At 41.1% G+C, this 18,152-nt stretch carries 18 protein-coding genes; 12 read left to right on the top strand and 6 right to left on the bottom strand.

Annotation, left to right across the window (positions count from 1 at the left end; translation table 11 throughout):
- Window positions 1-245: 245 nt before the first annotated feature.
- From ACKVEV_RS03810 to ACKVEV_RS03860, 11 genes are all read left to right on the top strand, one after another.
- Window positions 246-1,475 (top strand): M20 family metallopeptidase, encoded by a 1,230-nt coding sequence (locus ACKVEV_RS03810; RefSeq protein ID WP_409369074.1) that lies wholly within the window; start codon window positions 246-248, stop codon window positions 1,473-1,475.
- Window positions 1,475-2,557 carry a tartrate dehydrogenase gene (locus ACKVEV_RS03815; RefSeq protein WP_409369075.1) on the top strand — a complete coding sequence of 361 codons (1,083 nt, stop codon included), beginning with the start codon at window positions 1,475-1,477 and terminating at the stop codon, window positions 2,555-2,557. Before ACKVEV_RS03810 ends, ACKVEV_RS03815 begins: the two co-directional genes overlap by 1 nt.
- A gap of 1 nt (window position 2,558) precedes the next feature.
- Window positions 2,559-3,305 (top strand): SDR family NAD(P)-dependent oxidoreductase, encoded by a 747-nt coding sequence (locus ACKVEV_RS03820; RefSeq protein ID WP_409369076.1) that lies wholly within the window; start codon window positions 2,559-2,561, stop codon window positions 3,303-3,305.
- A gap of 10 nt (window positions 3,306-3,315) precedes the next feature.
- Window positions 3,316-4,764 (top strand): aldehyde dehydrogenase family protein, encoded by a 1,449-nt coding sequence (locus tag ACKVEV_RS03825; protein WP_409369077.1) that lies wholly within the window; start codon window positions 3,316-3,318, stop codon window positions 4,762-4,764.
- Between the two features lie 20 nt (window positions 4,765-4,784).
- Window positions 4,785-5,813, top strand: coding sequence for an ABC transporter ATP-binding protein (locus ACKVEV_RS03830; RefSeq protein ID WP_409369078.1), 1,029 nt, complete (start codon window positions 4,785-4,787; stop codon window positions 5,811-5,813).
- Entirely contained in the window at window positions 5,788-6,762 is a 975-nt protein-coding gene (locus ACKVEV_RS03835) for an ABC transporter ATP-binding protein (RefSeq protein WP_409369080.1), read from the top strand. Before ACKVEV_RS03830 ends, ACKVEV_RS03835 begins: the two co-directional genes overlap by 26 nt.
- Before the next feature lie 35 nt (window positions 6,763-6,797).
- Complete coding sequence (locus ACKVEV_RS03840) at window positions 6,798-7,769, top strand: P1 family peptidase (protein ID WP_409369081.1); 972 nt, start codon at window positions 6,798-6,800, stop codon at window positions 7,767-7,769.
- Window positions 7,770-7,837: 68 nt separating this feature from the next.
- Window positions 7,838-9,343 carry an ABC transporter substrate-binding protein gene (locus tag ACKVEV_RS03845; protein ID WP_409370494.1) on the top strand — a complete coding sequence of 502 codons (1,506 nt, stop codon included), beginning with the start codon at window positions 7,838-7,840 and terminating at the stop codon, window positions 9,341-9,343.
- A 16-nt stretch (window positions 9,344-9,359) separates the two neighbouring features.
- Complete coding sequence (locus tag ACKVEV_RS03850) at window positions 9,360-10,301, top strand: ABC transporter permease (protein ID WP_409369082.1); 942 nt, start codon at window positions 9,360-9,362, stop codon at window positions 10,299-10,301.
- Between the two features lie 12 nt (window positions 10,302-10,313).
- Entirely contained in the window at window positions 10,314-11,141 is an 828-nt protein-coding gene (locus ACKVEV_RS03855; RefSeq protein WP_409369083.1) for an ABC transporter permease, read from the top strand.
- Between the two features lie 79 nt (window positions 11,142-11,220).
- Window positions 11,221-11,655, top strand: a complete 435-nt coding sequence (locus ACKVEV_RS03860; protein ID WP_409369084.1) for a GNAT family N-acetyltransferase — start codon at window positions 11,221-11,223, stop codon at window positions 11,653-11,655.
- Window positions 11,656-11,722: 67 nt separating this feature from the next.
- Here the strand turns inward: ACKVEV_RS03860 and ACKVEV_RS03865 are convergent, their stop codons facing one another.
- Together ACKVEV_RS03865 and ACKVEV_RS03870 are read right to left on the bottom strand one after the other, a co-directional pair.
- Window positions 11,723-12,916: a hypothetical protein gene (locus ACKVEV_RS03865; RefSeq protein WP_409369085.1), complete on the bottom strand. Its 1,194-nt coding sequence runs from the start codon at window positions 12,914-12,916 to the stop codon at window positions 11,723-11,725.
- Window positions 12,909-13,406 carry a sigma-70 family RNA polymerase sigma factor gene (locus ACKVEV_RS03870; protein ID WP_409369086.1) on the bottom strand — a complete coding sequence of 166 codons (498 nt, stop codon included), beginning with the start codon at window positions 13,404-13,406 and terminating at the stop codon, window positions 12,909-12,911. Before ACKVEV_RS03870 ends, ACKVEV_RS03865 begins: the two co-directional genes overlap by 8 nt.
- 131 nt (window positions 13,407-13,537) lie before the next feature.
- Between ACKVEV_RS03870 and ACKVEV_RS03875 the strand changes: the two genes are divergently transcribed.
- Entirely contained in the window at window positions 13,538-13,738 is a 201-nt protein-coding gene (locus ACKVEV_RS03875) for a hypothetical protein (protein ID WP_409369087.1), read from the top strand.
- A 95-nt stretch (window positions 13,739-13,833) separates the two neighbouring features.
- Here ACKVEV_RS03875 and ACKVEV_RS03880 read toward each other — a convergent pair whose 3' ends face one another.
- The 4 genes from ACKVEV_RS03880 to proB form a co-directional block, all read right to left on the bottom strand.
- Window positions 13,834-14,796 (bottom strand): carbohydrate kinase family protein, encoded by a 963-nt coding sequence (locus tag ACKVEV_RS03880; RefSeq protein WP_409369088.1) that lies wholly within the window; start codon window positions 14,794-14,796, stop codon window positions 13,834-13,836.
- Between the two features lies 1 nt (window position 14,797).
- Window positions 14,798-15,673, bottom strand: a complete 876-nt coding sequence (locus tag ACKVEV_RS03885) for a DMT family transporter (RefSeq protein WP_409369089.1) — start codon at window positions 15,671-15,673, stop codon at window positions 14,798-14,800.
- An 83-nt stretch (window positions 15,674-15,756) separates the two neighbouring features.
- On the bottom strand, window positions 15,757-17,007 hold the full coding sequence (locus ACKVEV_RS03890) for a glutamate-5-semialdehyde dehydrogenase (protein WP_409369090.1): 1,251 nt from the start codon (window positions 17,005-17,007) through the stop codon (window positions 15,757-15,759).
- A 12-nt stretch (window positions 17,008-17,019) separates the two neighbouring features.
- Window positions 17,020-18,114, bottom strand: a complete 1,095-nt coding sequence (proB, locus tag ACKVEV_RS03895; RefSeq protein ID WP_409369091.1) for a glutamate 5-kinase — start codon at window positions 18,112-18,114, stop codon at window positions 17,020-17,022.
- Window positions 18,115-18,152 lie beyond the last annotated feature (38 nt).

Genomic DNA, 18,152 nt, shown 5'->3' on the forward strand with positions numbered 1-18,152 from the left:
TCAATAATGAACGTACAAAACACTCGCCCGAAACGTTGTGCTCACAGCGTTTTGGGCGAGTGTTTTCTATTTGCGACGATTTTTTGTGTAGATTGCCATCTGTATACCTTATTTTTCCATAAAGTTAATGACAAAAAACTTCATACGATTCTATGAATGATTATCAATTTAGCCAATATATTAGTAAATATACAAGATGAAAATATGGATTGTAAATATTTTCTAATATAAAGGAGGCTTCATACATGCTTGAACCAACTATAAAGAAATCGGCAACGTATCAACGAGATCGGGAAACCGTTATTGCTTTAACACAAAAGCTTGTGCGAATCGAAAGTGTTTATCGTGAACATGATCCACAGGGCAATGAACAGGAAGTAGCCAATTACGTGGCGCAATATTTGCGAGCTATCGGTATTGAAACATTTGTGGAAGAAGTTGTACCGGGGCGTCCGAATGTTATTGGCATTATTGATTCGGGGAAGCCAGGGAAAACCTTATTATTTGAAGGGCATACAGATGTTGTCACAGAGGGTAATCGGGACGCGTGGACATATGATCCGTTCGGTGCGGAAATTATTGATGGTCGTATGTATGGACGAGGGACGAATGATACAAAAGGCAATCTCGCATGTATGATTACCGCTTGTCAATCATTGCTACTAGATGGCGAAGAATTTACAGGCAAGATCATTTTATGTATTCCATGTGATGAAGAGGGACTGATGCTAGGCATTAAACATTTTATTCGCAATGGCTGGGCGGATGGGGTAGACGGAGCGATTATTTGTGAGCCGCAAGAAAACAATGTATGCATTGCGCAACGTGGCGCCATTCGCTTACAGGTCGATATTTTCGGCAAAATGGCACATGGTGCGATTTCTTGGAGTGGTATTAATCCGAATTGGCGCATGGCTCGTTTGATTGTAGAACTTGAAAAATTAGAAAAAGAGGAACAGGTGCGTTTAGGTCGTGACCCGATGCTGAACTGGCCATCGATTACCCCAACGATTTTACGAGCACCTGTGAAAGGGGATGCGCAAATTAATGTGATTCCCGATCATTGTATGACGACGCTTGATATTCGTACTGTTCCAGCACAGGATCATGATGAATTATTAGGCAAAATCAATGCCATTATTGAACGACTCCAAGCAGATGATCCAGACTTTAAAGTGGAGCTAACTGTACTTGATAATCGTCCAGCAACAGCCACTGCGAAAGACGAGCCAGTGGTACAAGCTATTTACGAAGCAGTGGCACAAGTGACGCAAAAAGAGCCGATTTATAATGGTGTGCCAGGTGCAACAGATGGTACTTTCCTTCATGTCCATGGTGTACCCATCGTTACGGTTGGGGCGGGTGATCGTGAAATTCCACATCAAATTAATGAATATGTCGATATTGAAGAACTGGCAGAAACGACGGCCATTTTCCGTTTAGCAGCATTAAAGTTTTTAGCAGGTGATGCGTAATGGTGAAAATTGCTGTTATCCCTGGTGATGGTATCGGTAAGGAAGTGATGACTGAAGCGTTAAAAGTGCTCGAATATCTGCAACGAGACGATTCATCATTACAAATTGACACAACCATTTTTCCTTGGAGTTCGGATTATTATGTCCAACATGGCCGAATGATGCCCAAAGATGCGCTCACTATATTGAAAAGTTATGATGCCATATTATTCGGTGCCATTGGTGATGCGCGTGTACCGGATGATGTGACGGTATGGGAGTTTATCATGCCAATCCGCAAGCAATTTCAGCAATATGTGAATTTCAGACCGGTCAAATCGCTAAAAGGAGTTGCGTCCCCACTTACAAATGGTAAGGACATCGATATGGTGATTTTTCGTGAAAATACGGAAGGTGAATATTCCAATAGCGGTGGTCATATTTATCAACATCAACCACAGGAAATGGCGATTCAAAATACGATAATGACACGGCTAGGCGTAGAAAAAATTGTACAAGCAGCTTGTTCCTACGCCAGTCAATATGGCAAATCGAAAATTACGAGTGCCACAAAATCAAATGCGATTATTCATGCCATGAAATTTTGGGATGAGCATACGAAAAATATTGTGGCACAAGCGACCCCAACTTTAACATTGGAATCCATTTATATCGATGCATTAGTCGCTTATTTTGTAGAGCGTCCGCAAGATTTCCAAGTAGTCGTGGCATCGAATTTATTTGGTGATATTTTATCAGATTTAGGGTCGGCCATTGTAGGTGGGCTCGGCTTATCGCCTTCGGCCAATGTAAACCCCGAAAAGGAGTTTCCGTCGATGTTCGAGCCGGTGCATGGTTCTGCACCCGATATTGCAGGGAAAGGGATTGCCAATCCGATTGCCCAAATTTGGTCGCTTGCATTATTGCTTGGCCATATTGGAAGGCCTGATGCAGAAAAACGAGTGGTTAGGGCTATTGAAGCTGTATTACAAGAAGGAGCAGTTAAGACAGCGGATATTGGAGGGCAGGCTACAACGTCGCAAATGGGTGATGCGATTTGTCAGGCACTTGTGAATAAAAAACATACGGCAAGGGGTGTGTAAAATGGCGGTTGCACAGCAAGTAGTACTTGTAACAGGTGCTGCTGGAGGAATGGGGAAGGCGATTATCGAAGATCAGCTGAAGCAAGGAAATATAGTCATTGGCATGGACTTATCTGTTGCCTCACTCGCTCATCTAGCGCAAAAATCTTTACAACTACACGAGGTTAATGTTTTACAGGAAGAACATATACAGGCGATTTTCCACGAAGTTTATGCCAAGTATGGACGGATTGATGGGCTCGTCAATGCACTTGGCATTGCGCAGGCAGCGACGCCGATTGAGGAAGTATCAATGGATGAGTGGAATCGCCTGATGGACGTCAATGTCAAAAGTTTATTTATTACAACGAAAGCGGTTGTTCCTTTTATGAAGGCGCGAAAAAAAGGCTCGATTGTGACCATAGCATCCATTTCGGCGGTGCGTCCTCGTCCTGGTTTGCAAGCCTATATTGCTTCTAAAGGGGCGGCTGAAAGCTTTAGCCGTGGGCTGGCAATTGAGCTTGCTACCCATCAAATTCGTGTGAATACGATACATCCAGGACCAGCAGATACGCAAATGCTATCACAGTTTACAGCAGATGGTGCTGATGCAGAGCAAACAAAGCACAATGTTTTTCTACAATCAGTGCCACTTGGTCGTTTAGTTGATCCTACAGATATCGCAGGGGCCGTAAACTACCTAATTTCAGATGCAGCAAGCATGGTGACAGGCACAACATTACATGTTGACGGTGGACGTGGCTTATAGGAGGGGTACGATGCAATTGATTCCGATGCTTATAAATGGTAAGTGGGTGCAAGGTGACAGTCAAGGCCTCATTGATGTTGTCAATCCATCGACAGGTCAAGTACTTGCGCAATTAAAGAGTGCAAGTGAGGCACAGGTTGATGAAGCGGTGCGCGCAGCTCGTAGCGCCTTTGAAAGTGCACAGTGGCGCCAAGTAAAAGCGTTTGAACGTGGTCAGCTGCTCATCGAATTAGCACATTATATTCGCATGCACGCTGAAGAATGGAGTTTGCTTGAATGTCGTGATGTAGGAAAACCTTTAACACAGGCACGGGCAGATGTCGAAGCGGCAGCTCGTTACTTTGAGTTTTATGGTGGTGCAGCGGACAAAATTATGGGTGACACGATTCCAATTGAGGACGGCATATTAAATGCGGTCGTATTGGAACCGGTAGGGGTGACTGTTCATATTGTGCCTTGGAACTATCCGCTGCAAATCACTGCAAGAAGCGTTGCGGCAGCCATTGCCACAGGGAACGCAGTCATTGTGAAAAGTGCTGAAGATACACCTTTGACGACGCATGCGATGGCAAAATGGTTTGCCGGGAAATTGCCAAGTGGAATTTTCCAACATATAACGGGGTTAGGTCGAGAGGTAGGGCCGTATTTAACGACACACCCTGATATTGATCATATTACGTTTACAGGCTCTGTTCCTACAGGTATGGACGTCATGAAAGCGGCAGCCCAAAACATCGTACCGGTTACATTAGAGCTTGGTGGTAAGTCTCCGAATATTGTCTTTGCAGATGCACCAATGGAACAGGCATTAGAAGGGGTAGTGCGTGCCATTATCCAAAATGCAGGGCAAACTTGTTCAGCTGGTGCACGCTTGCTTATTGAAGAACATGCGAAAGAAGCTTTTGTTGCACTACTCGTTAAGAAGTTTCAAACATTGAAAGTCGGTCCTGGTGAAGCGGATGTCGATATGGGGCCGCTACTAAATGAACGACAATATGTAAAGATTTCGACCTTACTGCAACAGGCAAAAAAACAGGGCTTTGTCATCACTGGTGGCGAAACCATCACGATTAAAGGCTATGAAAAAGGCTATTATATCCAACCGACAATTGTCGATGGCGTTGATGCGAACGCTGCCCTCGCACAAGAGGAAATTTTCGGGCCGGTGTTAACAATATTGACGTTCACTACAATAGAGGAAGCGATTGAATTAGCAAATGGAACGGATTATGGATTAGTCGCAGGCATTTGGTCGAAAAATTTAGACACGGCTCATTATGTAGCAAGTCGTGTGAAAGCTGGACAAGTGTTCATTAATAATTACGGTGCGGCAGGTGGCATTCAAATGCCATTTGGTGGTTATAAAAAAAGTGGTATTGGTCGTGAAAAAGGCTTTGTTGCTTTAAGAAATTATACGCAAATGAAAAATATTGCGATACGCTATGCGACACCAGAGTGAACGTGAACAGGGGGGAGCATGTGGAACAAGCAAAAGACAAGCAAGTATTGTTGGAGGTAAACCATTTAAACGTCCAGTTTCAATTAAAAAATGGGAAAAAAGCAAAAGTCGTCGATGATGTCAGTTTCGTGATTCATAAAGGTGAAACGGTAGCACTTGTAGGGGAATCCGGCAGTGGCAAGAGTATCACATCGCTGTCGATTATGCGCTTACTTCCAATGCCTCCTGGAGAAATTGCTGCAGGAAATATCACATTAAATGGGAAAAATCTATTGCATTATAAAAATAAAGAGATGAGCATGATACGAGGCAATGAAATCAGCATGATATTTCAAGAGCCAATGACATCACTGGATCCTGTTTTTACCATTGGTAATCAAATGATCGAAGCGATCCGTAGGCATCAAAAAGTTTCCAAAAAACAAGCAAGAGAAATGTCACTCCAACTTTTAAAAGAAGTAGGCATTGCCAATGCAGAAAAAGTTATTGCAGAATATCCGCATCAATTATCGGGTGGCATGCGTCAGCGTGTTATGATTGCCATCGCGATGTCCAATAATCCTCAGTTATTAATCGCAGATGAGCCGACAACGGCACTGGATGTTACGGTACAGGCGCAAATCTTAAAGTTAATGATGAAAATGAAAGAAGAACAGCAGTCAGCCATTTTGTTTATTACACATGATATGAGTGTTGTTGCTGAAACGGCGGACCGTGTGATGGTGATGTATGCTGGGCAAATTATCGAGGAAGCGCCTGTTCGAGCGCTTTTTCTTCAGCCTAAACATCCGTATACAGCTGCCTTATTAAAAACAATGCCAAGTCTTGAAACAGAGATGACTCGGTTGCCTTCAATCCCTGGTACTGTGCCACCTGCCTATGCATTGCCCGATGGCTGTCGGTTTGCACCACGTTGTCCATTTGTCATGGCACACTGTCATCAAAAAACACCGGAGACTAGGTTCATCCAACCTAATCATAGCGTAAAGTGTCATTTATTCACGGAGGAAGGAGCACTTGGACATGACGGACAGAGAAGTGTTACTTGAAATTCATCATTTAAAAGCCTATTTTCCTGTGAAACGTAAGTCAATGAAGGAAGAGAAAAAAGTCGTCAAGGCTGTTGATGATATCTCGATTGACATCTACCGAGGAGAGACACTAGGCATTGTAGGGGAATCAGGCTCAGGAAAATCAACGTTTGGGCGCACGATTTTAAAGCTGATTGAACCGACAGCGGGTGAAATCCTATATAAGGGACAAGCGATTCATCATTTAAACGGCCGCCATTTACAAACCTATCGCAACGACATGCAAATGATTTTTCAAGACCCGTTTGCCTCGTTAAACCCACGTATGCGGATAGGGAGCATTATCGAAGAACCGATGGCATTACAATGGACGTTATCAAAAGAACAGCGTACAAAGCGGGTCAAAGAACTATTACAAAAGGTTGGTTTGCCTGAAGATGCCATGCACAAATATCCCCATGAATTCTCGGGTGGGCAACGACAACGAATTGGCATCGCCAGAGCACTTGCCATTAATCCGGAGTTTATTATTGCGGATGAGCCAGTATCTGCTTTAGATGTGTCGATACAATCACAAGTGTTAAATTTAATGATGGATTTGCAGGATGAATTTCAGTTGACGTATTTATTCATTTCACATGATTTAAGTGTTGTTAAACATATTAGTGATCGTGTTGCCGTGCTGTATTTAGGAAGAATCGTGGAATTAGGTACAAAAACAGCGTTATATGCAAACCCTCTCCATCCGTATACACAAGCATTATTATCTGCCATACCTGTAGTTAATTTTGATAAACCAAAGCAAGTCGTGCCATTACAGGGGGAACTACCAAGTCCGATGAATCCACCGATAGGCTGTGTGTTCCATACTCGCTGTCCTTTTGCTATGGAGCAATGTCGTATCGAACGACCTGCACTGCAACATCAAAATGCTGAGCAGCAAGTCGCATGCTTTTTATATGAATAATAATCTGAATTTTCAATCTAAAAGGAGGTGTGTTTATGTTTGGCAATATTACCGACGTGCCGGGTGTAAAAGTAGGGCATGCCGAAAATAAAGAAGGCATAACAGGCTGTACGGTTGTTTTAGTTGAACATGGTGCAGTATGTGGCGTCGATGTGCGAGGTTCTGCACCGGGTACCCGTGAAACGGATGCACTGGACCCAATCAATGAAATTCAGCAAGTCCACGGCATTTGTTTAGCAGGTGGCAGTGCATTTGGTTTGGATGCGGCAACAGGTGTGATGCATTACTTAGAAGCGCAAGGTGTAGGAGTAGATGCAGGAATAGCCAAAATACCGATTGTGCCAAGTGCAGTATTATTTGACTTATTTATCGGTGATCCGCATGCAAGACCGACTGCTCAAATGGGCTATGAAGCAGCGGCAAATGCAACAAAGGGTGTTTTTGCAAACGGCAATATAGGTGCGGGATATGGTGCAACAGTAGGGAAATTAGCGGGCCCACAATTTTGTATGAAAGGTGGATTAGGCACGAGTTCACTTAAAGGTAAAGAGGGACTTGTAGCAGGTGCCATTGTTGCCGTCAATGCAGTAGGTGATATTAAGGAGCCTACTACAAGAGCAATTTTAGCGGGAGCCCGTCACACACAAACGGGGCATTGGCTTGATAGCTGTGCATATTTAGAAGAGCATGGACATTCGCAGGCACTGGCTGGCACGAATACGACAATTGGCGTTGTCGCTATGAACGCAAAGTTAACAAAGGCAGAAGCAAAAAAGATCGCGCAACTAGCACAAAATGCATTAGCTCGTACGATATATCCTGTCCATACAATGCTCGATGGCGATACGATTTTTGTTTTAGGCACAGGCCATCAAACGTATCCAGTAGATTATCTTGGGCATTTAGCAACGAAAGTCGTCGAGGAAGCCATACTTGCCGGTGTAAAAGCTGCTACTAAATTAGATGGTGTAGAAAGCTATTCAAGTATTCAACAAATGAAAGCATAAGGGGGAGAAATGCTGTGAAGCCGATTCGAAAATGGTTTTTACTATTGTTGTTATTGCTTGTAGGGTTGATGATTAGCGCGTGTTCCAATGATAAGGACAAAAAAGATACAAATACAGTACCGACAAATGCGCCAGTTACAACTAATACACCGCAAGAAATTGTTGTCCGTATTAATGATGATCCAGATTTTTTAGATCCACATAAAGCGACAGCGTCCATTTCTTATCAGATGATACTTAATATTTTTGAAGGGTTGATGGCACCCGAAACAGATGGTTCCTTAAAAGAAGGGCTGGCAGAAAGCTATGAAATTTCAGAAGATGGTTTAACTTATACATTTAAAATCCGTTCAGGTGTGAAATTTCATAACGGTGAGGCGTTAACAGTAGAAGATATTCAATATTCGTTTGATCGTTTAATGGGCAAAAATGGTGGCGAAAAAATGTCCAATAACTTTGATAATGTAGCGTCCACTGAAGCACCAGATGCAACAACTTTTGTTATTAAGTTAAAAGAACCAAATTCCAATTTCCTCTATTCACTAACTGCTCGCCAATCAGCGATTGTTCCGAAAAGTAATGATGGGAAGCATAATGAAAATCCAATAGGAACGGGCCCATTCGCGTATGTCAAATATGCTCCAGGCTCTAATCTAGTATTGAAAAAGAATGATAGCTATTGGAAACAAGGCTTGCCTTACTTGGATCAAGTAACTTTTACGTTCCAATCGGATGATCAAGCAGCCATTATGAGCTTAATGGCGAATGAAGTTGATTTAACAAGTGTACCTTGGCAACGTGTAAATGAGGTCGAAGATAGTCATCATTTATCACATCAAAATAATAACTCTTCTTTAATTGTCACGTTTAATGAAACGAAAGCACCGTTTGATAATGTCAAAGTGCGTCAGGCCATGAACTATGCCATCAGTAAAGCCGATATTATTGATTCCGTTTTTGCTGGCTATGCTGTACCACTTGGCTCGAACATGAGTCCAGCGATGGGGGACTATCAAAAGAAAGGTTTAGAGAACATGTATAAGCAAGATGTGGAAAAGGCCAAGGCATTATTAGCAGAAGCGGGTTACCCAGATGGCTTTAAAACAAAAATCACCGTGTCTTCCCATAACGAAATCTATTCAAATATAGCGCAAATCGTTGCAGCTAATTTGAAGGAAATAGGTGTAGATGTAGAAATTGAAGTGGTGGAATGGGGAATTTGGCTTGATCGTGTGTACTTTGGGCGCGATTATAATATGACAACGATTGATTTAACAGGTCGTGCCTCTGCCTATGAAATACTAAATGACTATATCTCGACAAATGACGGTGAGAATTTCTTCTTATTTAAGAATGAGGAATACGACAAAATCATGGCAGATGTGTTAAAAGAAACCGATACGACAAAGCAAATTGCCTACTACCAACGAGCACAGGAAATTTTAGCTGAACAAGCAGTGTCCGTTTATGTGGCAGATTACCAAATCGTTTGGGGTTCAGACAAGCAAGTGACAGGTCTGAAAAGCTATCCATTCTGGTTCCACGATATGTCAGAGGTAAAATTCTCAAACTAGAAAGAGATGAGTGCACATGATGTATATTATACGTCGATTCATCCTGTTAATAACAACGATTCTTCTAGTGTCAATCATTACATTTGGTGTTTTTCAAATTTTACCTGGGGATCCTGTCCGCACAATGTTAGGAACAGAAGCAGATCCTACACAAATAGAAAATTTGCGGTCTGAGCTTGGTTTAGACCGCCCCCTTTATGAACAATACACTGATTGGATGAAGGGATTATTAACAGGAGATTTAGGCAATTCACTTCGATTTTCCATGCCTGTAAAAGATTTATTGTTTGCTAGATTGCCTGTCACCATGTCACTAGCTGTTCTTACACTAACCATTGTTTTAGTTGTTTCATTGCCACTCGGCATGTTTGCAGCGAGACGTCAAAATAAGCTAAGTGATGTGTCGTTATCGACATTGACGCAAATTGGCATGGCCGTCCCGTCCTTTTGGCTCGGTATGATGCTTATTTTATATGTGGGCATGCAGTTTAGTTTTTTCAAAATTAGTGGCTATATCCCGTGGACACAAAGTGTGTCAGGTGCATTAAGTACGCTTGTTCTGCCGGCGTTAACCATTGCGATACCGCAAATTGCTGTCAACTTCCGTTACGTGCGAACGTCTATTCTAGAGCAAATGCAGCTCGATTATGTACGAACAATTCGCAGTAAAGGGATGTCTGAAAGTAATGTTATGTACAAGCACGTGTTAAAAAATGCGATGATTCCGATTTTGACGGTTTTTGGCTTGATTATGGCAGAAGTGGTGGCAGGCACTATTATTGTTGAGCAAGTATTTTCGTTGCCTGGTATTGGTCAGCTATTGATTACAGCGATTAGTAATCGTGATTTCCCTTTAGTGCAAGGCATTGTGATGTATATTACGGTAGCCGTTGTTGTGATTAATTTTATCGTCGATATTTTATATTCTGTGTTAGATCCAAGAATCCGATTACGATGAGAGGTGGATGCGATGAACATAGTACAGCGTTACATGAAAAATATAAATTTACTCATTGGTCTACTCGTCATCGTCGGATTTTTAGTGGTGATGGTCATCAGCTTCTTTTATACGCCACATGATGTTAATGCGATGAATATACCGGAAAAGTTACACAGCCCAAGCAGCAAATATCTTTTTGGTACAGATGAATTTGGACGAGATATTTTTAGTCGGATGATGAAGGGGACACAAACAGCCTTTGCAGTTGGTTTATTAACCGTATTGATTGGTTCTACTTTTGGTATTTTAATTGGTGGGATAGCAGGTTATGTCGGTGGCTGGCTAGATGAAATTTTTATGCGCCTTATGGATGCGTTAATGGCATTCCCAGGCATTATTTTAGCATTAATGCTAGTTGCAGTTTTCGGACCAGGAGTGGTCAATACGGCAATAGCACTTGGGGTCATTGCAATACCAGCCATCGCTCGAATTGCGCGCAGTGGTTTTGTCCAACAGCGTGATGCAGAATACGTACTCGCTGCTAAATTAATTGGTGTAAAGCCTTATAATATAATGTTCCGTCATATATTACCGAATATTTCTTCGCAAATCATTGTTGCAGCAACAGTAACTTTCGCCACAGCCATGCTCGCAGAAGCCGCCCTTAGTTATTTAGGACTTGGCGTTCAACCACCCAATCCTAGCTGGGGACGAATGTTAAAAGATTCGCAGGCTTACTTAGTGAAAGCATCTTGGTATACATTTGCACCTGGAGGAGCGATTACGATGCTCGTATTAGGATTGTATATGCTAAGCAATGCTTTACGTGATTACTTGGATCCCCGTTCAAAATCCTAGAAAACGGCTATTGTCATCGCCATAAAAAACGTTCTATACTAAATAGATTAGCCATGCTAAATACGAGGAGGCACTATTCATGAACACAACACTTATTACAACAGACAATGACTTGCAAACAGCTTTTGCAATTCGCAAGGCGGTATTTATCGAAGAGCAACAAATTCCAGCTTCAGAAGAATACGATGAATTTGATACACTCGAGGCGGCATGTGACCATATTCTTGTTAATTACAACGGGCAGCCAGTTGGCACAGGTCGTTTACGTGTGGTAGATGGCTACGGTAAGCTTGAGCGAATTTGTATTTTAAAAGAATTTCGTAACTATGGGCTAGGAAAAGTAATAATTCAAAGGTTAGAGGAGTTAGCGCAAGAAAAGGGCTTAACGAAATCGAAATTAAGTGCACAAGTCTATGCGGAGGGCTTTTATGAAAAGCTCGGCTATACACGTACAGGGGAAGAATATTTGGACGCAGGTATTCCACATGTTTTAATGAAAAAGCAATTTAACTAATAGATAATCCAGTTTTGATTGAAACAAAAAAGGTCTTCTCAAATGATTTTTGAGAAGACCTTATTCATTATTCAAAAGGACTAGTAAATAACGGTTGCCAAATACCTTGCTCATTTTTAATCATGGTTGCACCTCTTTTTGAACTATCCCCATATTCTGGTATAAATTGGATAGTACCCTCGATATCATCTATCTGTTCAAATTCAGCTTCTTCCATGCCATTAAACATATAAGCACTCAGAAGTCGTTGAATTTCCTCAGTAGCATAATATTCTCTAATTGGTTGTGTATCCTGCATATACTTAACAATTTCTGATCGTTCCGGAACATCACGCGTTGTATAGAGTGCTAATTTTGTTGCATAATCCCGTTGAGCTTCTGCTATGGCATACATCTTTGCAATGGATACGGGGTCTACGCCTAATAGCACGTTTAAATCATAGTTTTCTTTAAATGCATGATAAAGTGATTGTTCCTCTTCGGTTAATGTAAAGGTTGGCTCAAACTTTTTAAATCCAATAACTTTTCCTATAAGAGAGCCATCATTAATCATTTTAACTGTAGAGCCTTTATTATAGGTATAAACAGCAAACTCATTTTTTTGCAATGGAGCAAGGTCTACATCGATGGATTTCGATTGTGGTGTATCCGTGTGCGTCCGGTCTACAAAATAATAGTTAAAAATTTCTTGCTGTTTAGATTGAGAAAATTGCACAGGAGCCACTGCACCAGGCAAAGCGAGTAGCTCACCATTTAACGTGACTTGTCCATTCAATGTTTGTACTTTATCGCATTCAACGCCAAATACTGGCGAAACTACGATATCGTACATATCATAGTAGGCAATATAATCACCGACTGCAATGGTTGCTTGTGGATCAATCACCATTGGTAGATAAGATAATGCCCACTGTTTCCCCATTACATAAGAAATCGTAGGTTCAATGACAACTGAATCGTTGGATTCGATAATTGGTAGTACCGTTTCATTTTTTTGCAGTAAATTGACAAGGTCATAAGGGTCTGTTGGTAATGTCGAGACAGTTTTTGCCGCAGTTGACTCTTGTGGTGTGAATTGTAATGTCAATACGAAGCCTAAAATCAAAACAAAAGTCAGCACAATTAAGGGGAATTGCCAATATTGTTTTTTGATGCGTTTATTTACAGGTCGGTTAGGGACGAGCATTCGTTGTTTCATATCCTCAGTAAATGGAGCGTCAGCACGAAGCTCTCGCTTTAGTTGCTCTTTTAAATTATTCAAAGAAAAACACCTCCGGCTGTGCTGATAATTTTGATTTAAGTAATTCTTTTCCTCTCCGTAATCTTGTGCGTACAGTATTTTGAGAAAGATGCAGCAAATCGGCAATTTCTGATACTTCAAAGTCCTCGTAATAAAACAAAACAATGACTTCCCGATAGTGTATCGGTAACTTCATCACTTCCTGTTTTAATGAAAGAAATTGTTGCTGACGCATGACTTCCTGTTCGGCAGATTTTTCATTTGTCCAAAAGGGTATTAAAAACTGCAGCACGTTTCTGCGTTTTTGTTTACGCAATTCATCGTGACAGCGATTAATTAAAATTCTCGTTAAATAAGTTTTCAGTGATGCATCGTGGCGAAAAGCATCGCCCTTTATTGCGAAAGTTAAAAAAACATCCTGCGTAATTTCCTCTGCGAGTTGCTTGTCCTTCATATATAAATAGCTTAGATGGAATAGGTATTCACCATATTCCTCCACTAGCTGTTCCATATTACGACCACCTTACTTGTCTTTTAATCTTAGACGAAAGAATATAAAGAAATTGTTCGAAAAATAAAAAATTGTTAAAATATCTAGTATTCTATATGATTATTATAAAGGTCTATGGGAGGGATATGGACATGATTAGACATATCGTCATGTGGAATCATAAAGAGGAATTTAATGATGAGCAACAAGTAACGAATGCACAAATTGTGAAAACGGAGTTAGAAAGTTTAACGAAGAAAATCGACGGGATTATCTCACTACAGGTTATCACCAATCCATTAGCATCTAACAATATCAAATACATCCTGACCATGTTCGTGTTAGCCAATTAGTAGGTACATTTTTAAAAGATCGAATATGTATGGATTATGAAGAAAATCTATAAAACAAACTCCATTTTGATTAGCTCAAAATGGAGTCTTTTTGTTTAAAAAGAAAAGGGTATTTCCTGTAGAGTTGGATAGGATCGAATGGCCCCATGTTTTGTTGTAGATGCACCAGCATAGCGATTGGCAAAGGAAAGGAGGGGAGTAGCAAATGTTTCGCAAAAGGCTTCGATGCCCTCTATCGTAATGTTCTTCTGCAACAACATACTTAAAATGGCTCCGATAAAGGCATCACCTGCACCTGTCGTATCGATGGCTTGGACCACATCTGCAGAAACTTTTACATGTTGTTGCTTTGTATAAAGACTTGCTCCTTGTGCTCCATGGGTTACGAAAATTACTTGGACCTTCCCTTGTAATAAAGATTCAACCGCTTGCTGTTCATCTTTCATATGGGTTAAAAACAATAGTTCCTCATCTGAAAGTTTCACAATATGCGCACTCGGTAAAAACTGCAAAATGGTTTGTCGGCACGCATCAGCATCATGCCACAGAGGGAGTCTCACATTCGGATCAAAAGATACAAGGCACCCTGCCTGATGAGCTTGTGCAATCATTGCCTCATGCGTTTGTTTCATCGGACTGTCTACTAAGTTCACCGAACAAAAGTGGAGGATGTCATGAGCTGTAAGTAAGTTAGCTGGCAATTGTGCTGGCCGATATAGTAAATCGGCTGCATTTCTTCTGTAAAACAGAAAATCACGCTCTCCATCGGCAGTCAAAGAAACAAAGGCGAGGCTTGTTTCACCTTCCGTTGTTTGCGCAATATATTGAGTATCAACGCCCGCTTGTTTTACAGTTTCGATTAAAAAGTCTCCGAATGCATCTTGACCTACTTGAGACAGTAAGGCAGCAGAGTGACCTAATTTAGCACTGACAGCTGCCACATTAGCAGGTGCACCACCAGCATGTTTCGTGAACTGTTCGACTGCATGAAGCGACCCACCTTGACCGGTAGGGGTAAAATCAATTAATAACTCACCAATGGCATACAGTTTGCGCATACTATACCTCCTTTTTCGCTTGTTTTGGAATGTAAATCGTATAAAAAATCCCGCCGAAAATGAAGACAATGCCCACGGTTTGCATAATGCTAGGCATGAAATCAAGCAATAGCATATCTAAAAGAATGGCGACAACAGGATCAACAAATACTAAAACGGACACTAGCATCGTAGATAGATTGCGAATACTATCGAAAAATAAAAAATAAACGAATCCAGTATGAATAAAGCCTGTACCTAAAATATAGAGCCAATTCGTCGTTGTTAATCCTTCAAATAGGGAAAAATCAACAAAAGGTAAAAGCATGACGATACCAACAGCCGTTTGAATGAATGTTAAAGCATAGGAACTTAAATTTGTTATCGTTCGACTCGTTAACATCGTCAAAGCATAAAACAAAGCAGAGAGCAGTGCCCATATAAAGCCGGACTGCATAAATTCAGACAATGTAATAAAATTATGTAAACCGATGATAAAAATACTACCAATAAAACAAGTCAATGTGGCGATAAGGGCTTGAACAGTCATTTTTTCCTTTAAAAACAGGGCACCTAAAACAAGGACAAAGATCGGTGCTAAATTATAAATGGAAATGGCAATTGAAATCGACATTTCTTCAAACGCTTTAAATAAAAAGACCCAGTTTAAGACGATAAAGACGCCACATAGAAGGGTGCGTGCTATTTCTTTTTTGTCCCATACTTCCGTTTTATGGCCACCTGTCATAAGCCACAAAAAACCGAGAAAGAGGGTAGCGCAAATACAACGGATAAAGACGAGCTCAATCGCAGGGACACCTGTATGGATGGTGAAAAAACCGATGGAACCAAAAATGGCCATGGATAAAGTCAATTTTATAATGGCTGAAGCTTGCATATCAAACCTTCTTTCTAAAACGTTTTTTGGAAAGAAACCGACAGTGTAGGATACTGTCGGTTTTAGCTATTTGTAAAAGATTGTTACTCGCGAATTTGCCCATTGCCATGAATGAAATATTTTGTTGATGTTAATGCAGGTAAGCCCATTGGTCCTCGCGCATGTAATTTTTGTGTACTAATGCCGATTTCAGCGCCATAGCCAAACTCAAAGCCATCAGTAAAACGTGTGGAGGCATTATGATAAACGGCAGCCGCATCGACATTATTTAAAAATGTATCGGCTACAAGTCGATCTTCTGTAATAATCGCCTCCGAATGATTTGTCCCATATTGATGTATATGTTCGATGGCCTCAAAAACGTTTTCAACAATTTTAACGCTTAGTTTTAAATCTAAATACTCCGTTGCAAAGTCATCCTCTGTTGCGAGCTGGGCGAAGTCGACAGCTTGGCAAACAGTTGCATCACCGATAATGGTTACACCAGCACTGTGAAGAGCATTTAACAACATTGTCCCATATTCACTAAACCACTGAGGATGAATCAGTAAGCTTTCAGCGGCATTGCAAACAGAAGGGCGTTGGGTTTTGGCGTTTAAACAAATTCTTTCTGCTTTTATGTAATCCGCAGTTTGATCCACGTAAATATGGCAATTCCCTGCACCTGTTTCAAGCACTGGCACTGAAGCTTCACGAACGACTAAATCAATAAGTGCTTTACCTCCACGAGGAATTAATACATCGAGGTATTCTTTTAAATGGAATAATTCCTTTGCTGTTTCGCGACTTGTATCTTCAATGAGTTGCACGGCATCGACTGGGATAGATGTTTTTTCCAGTGCGCGGTGAATACTTGCAACAAGCGCTATATTTGAGTACTTCGCAGAGGAGCTTCCTCGTAAAATGACCGCATTCCCTGTTTTTAACGATAATGTAGCGGCATCGACCGTAACATTTGGTCGTGCCTCGTAAATCATGCCGATGACACCAATTGGTACCATGCGCTTTTCAATACGCAAGCCGTTATCTTTGTCAATACGTTCAACGATTGTGCCAACAGGGTCATTTAATGTTACCAATAAATGAATGGCATCGGCCATTGCTGCAATGCGGTCTTCATTTAACATAATGCGATCAAGTGTAGAAGCGGGCATGCCTTTTTCTTTGCCATTTGCTAAGTCCTTACTATTTTCTGCGATAATCGTCTCTTGATCGATTAATAATTGCTCAGCTATTTTTTTTAAAGCATCATTTTTCTCACAAGTTGTTTTAATATTTAATATATAACTTGCGGCTTTTGCACGTTGTCCTTTTTGGAATACTTCACTAGTCATCTATAGTCCTCCTTAATGTGTTTGTCCTTTTAACCATTTATCTCGATGTATAACTTCGATTGGGTAGTTCGTTAACTCATCAGTCCGTTTACCCATTGCATGTGCTAACGCTAGCGATGAATATAAAACTTCGCCACGTCCAAGCAGTCTACTTTCACTATAAACCTCTACTACGTCGCCTTGTGCAAAATCTCCTTCAACGCGATAGACGCCAGCAGGTAATAAACTTTTTCCATTTTCTAATAATGCCTGTTCAGCACCGTTATCTACAAAAATTTTACCGGAAATTTCTGTTAGTGCAATCCATTGTTTATTGTTTGTTAAGACAGCGAGTGCTTCATGTTCAACATATGTGCCATCTCCTTGACCATTCATAATTTCGATGAGCTTTTGTGCACCGTAGCCAGTACCGATAAAGACTTTTACACCTGCATTTAAAGCTGCTCGGGCTGCCAATAGTTTAGACTCCATACCACCTGTGCCGACTTTAGAGCCTGCACCATCAGCGAAACCTAGCATTTCATCTGTCACAGCTGTTAAACGATCAATACGCTTTGCTTGTGGATTTTTATTAGGATTGGCATCATACAAACCATTAATGTCTGTGAGAATAATGAGTTGGTCAGCATGCACTAGTCCACTAACTAGTGCAGACAGCATATCATTATCGCCAAACGTTAGTTCACTAACCGATACAGTATCGTTTTCGTTAATAATCGGAAGCATATCGCGCTCTAACAATTCCTCAAAGGTCGCATAGGCATTTTTATAGCGTTCTTTTTTTGAAAAATCAGTACGTGTAAGTAAAATCTGAGCAGGCGTTATATCATAAATGCTAAATAATGCATGATACGTTTGGATAAGCAAACTTTGACCGACTGCGGCAGCTGCTTGTTTCCCTTTCACTGTTACTGGACGAGAAGGGTAGCCGAGTTGTTTAAAGCCCGCTGCTACTGCGCCAGAAGATACAAGTAGCACTTCATGGCCACATTTTTTTAATTCCGCAATGGCTTGCACATGATCCATTAAACGCACTTTGTCAATTTCGCCTTTTGCATTTGTTAAGGAACTACTGCCAATTTTTACGACGATTCTTTTTCTTTCCATCACAATTCCTCCAGTTCACCATTTGTGATCGCCACTTT

The organism is Lysinibacillus sp. 38-6 (assembly GCF_046245175.1).
Classification (GTDB): Bacteria; Bacillota; Bacilli; order Bacillales_A; family Planococcaceae; genus Lysinibacillus.